The organism is Ruegeria sp. PrR005 (assembly GCF_010500245.1).
Taxonomy (GTDB): Bacteria; Pseudomonadota; Alphaproteobacteria; order Rhodobacterales; family Rhodobacteraceae; genus Ruegeria_B; species Ruegeria_B marisflavi.
This window is the reverse complement of sequence record NZ_JAAGOX010000042.1, coordinates 1-1,979: the sequence shown is the minus strand read 5'-3', so window position 1 is coordinate 1,979 and position 1,979 is coordinate 1. Positions and strand designations below refer to the sequence as shown.

General features: G+C 52.8%; 1 protein-coding gene and 1 pseudogene. One reads left to right on the top strand and one right to left on the bottom strand.

Translation table 11 applies throughout. The features are described from left to right. Positions 1-234 (top strand): annotated as a pseudogene (locus G0P99_RS24580) (hypothetical protein); the annotation flags it as partial. A 131-nt stretch (positions 235-365) separates the two neighbouring features. Here the strand turns inward: G0P99_RS24580 and G0P99_RS17305 are convergent. Then, a partial coding sequence (locus G0P99_RS17305; RefSeq protein WP_164131737.1) for an Ig-like domain-containing protein occupies positions 366-1,979 on the bottom strand: 1,614 nt, incomplete at its 5' end.

The following is a 1,979-nucleotide window of genomic DNA, read 5'->3' as shown; positions in this document are numbered from 1 at the left end:
CATAACCCGAAATCCATAAACAGAGGTGGCTCACTTCTCGATGAAAAACCCGGCTCACTTCTGGGTGGAAATCAACATCTCAGGTTAAAACCGAAACGCTTTAAGGCGCTGATCCGAAAGACTGCCGCCCGAACCTACCATGAACTTTGGCAGGTAGTCGGTCATGTGTGCGACCTGTTCACCGATGAGGAATGCTACAACTTCTTCCAGGCCACAGGGTACAGAACCGATTAAACGCGACACGCTCTAACGCTAAGTCACGGATCAACTCGTCATGAAGTTGGAAAAAATCCTATATCGGCCGCTCATAGCGTTTGCTACGGATGAGGTTTCCGACGAGCCGAAGAATATACCGCTCAAAACACCTAAGTTGTAGGCATCGCGGTTGTTGCAACCTCCTCCAAACCGAGAGAGCCATTCAAGCCAACATGGCCAATCAATTCAAATCCTGATTGATGGGAACTGACAGCGGAGATCGGGTTGGGCTGGCTAACATTCGTTCCTTCCAGCATGCTGTTTGATGTCAGCATATCCGTAGGGTGTGACGCCATATTCAGAAGGTCTGAGATGTCTAACGGCTGAATATTCGGCGATGATTTTCCGGCAGCAGAGGTGGAAAGGTTTGCCTCATCGTAAACCGGTAACGAAGCGGCAGATAGCGTAAACGGCACTTCGATCGGTTCCTCACCATTCAGGTTCGAAGCTGCAGAGAGTGTGTTGGTTGCCACTGATGATGCAATTTCGATGACACCGCCGGCAAACAGATCGATCTGGTCACTGGTCGTGGCAGTATCGCCGTCCAAGTCGAAAGTTGCCGTAGCAGAGAATACGTTTATAGAGCCCAGAAGATTTTCTATGTTCGGAATGTCTTGCAGCGCCACCGAGTAATTGAGGCCGCTGGTCGTCAGCGCGCTACTATTCTCGTCGGCAATTACTCCCTGATCAACACCGTCCACATTGAGTGAAAGAGAAAAGTCGATCAATTGAGCATTGAAGAGAGGGGTTTGACCTAGCGCATCTGCGATAGCGGCGGGTGTCGTGACCGAAGTCGCGGATCCGTCTGAATCGACGAAGTCAAGGTTCGAAAGGTTGACGTTGGGCCCTATGGCAAAAGCCTCGATATCAACTTGGACGCTGTCGTTGAGATTCCCGAGTGCTCCTCGCCAGTTTTGTTTGTGCGGCAGCGGGTTTCCGTCAGTAATGAAATACATGATATTGGCGTCATCTGGGCCCTGCCCGCTGAAAATACTGTTGGCTTCTTTGAAGGCTGACTCCCAGCTGGTTGACCCCGCCAGGAACGGCAGGCTGTTCAGTTGAGTGATCAGGTCGGCGTGATCGTCCACAAGATTGAATGGCCCAATGGTACTGGCCGAGCCGGCGTAGGATGTGAGGAATACGTTGACCTCGGTTGCAGAGCCGTCGAACTGATCAGCCAGCCCGTCGAGCGCTGATGACACTGAGTTCAAAAGATCGTTCCAGCCGTTCTGCGTGATACTTCCGGAACTATCCATGGCGATGAGCAAGTTTATCGCCGTTGATGAAGTCGGTATCACTTCCAACAGGAATGATCCGGGCGGGTCTCCGGGGGTTTCAGGATTGAAGATGATTGAAACGGGCACATCATCCGGCAGCGTGGTCACGTCTTGTCCGACAACGACAACCGCGGTTGCGGTATCGGAGCCGCCCTGGCCGTCGGAGATGGTATAGGTGAATGTGTCGACCCCGTAAAAATCTGCATTCGGCGTATAGGTTACCGAAGTGCCGCTGAAGCTGACGGATCCGTTGGCAGCATTGCCTACTGAAGCTAGCGTCAGTTCGTCTCCATCGACATCGGTGTCATTTGCAACCACATCGAAAGTTACCTGTGCATTCTGGTCGGTGATTGCATAGTTGCTGTTCGCCACCGGCGCATCGTTGACGGATGCGACGGTGAGGGTGAGGGTGCCCTCGTCGGTGCCGCCTTCGCCGTCGGAAACGGT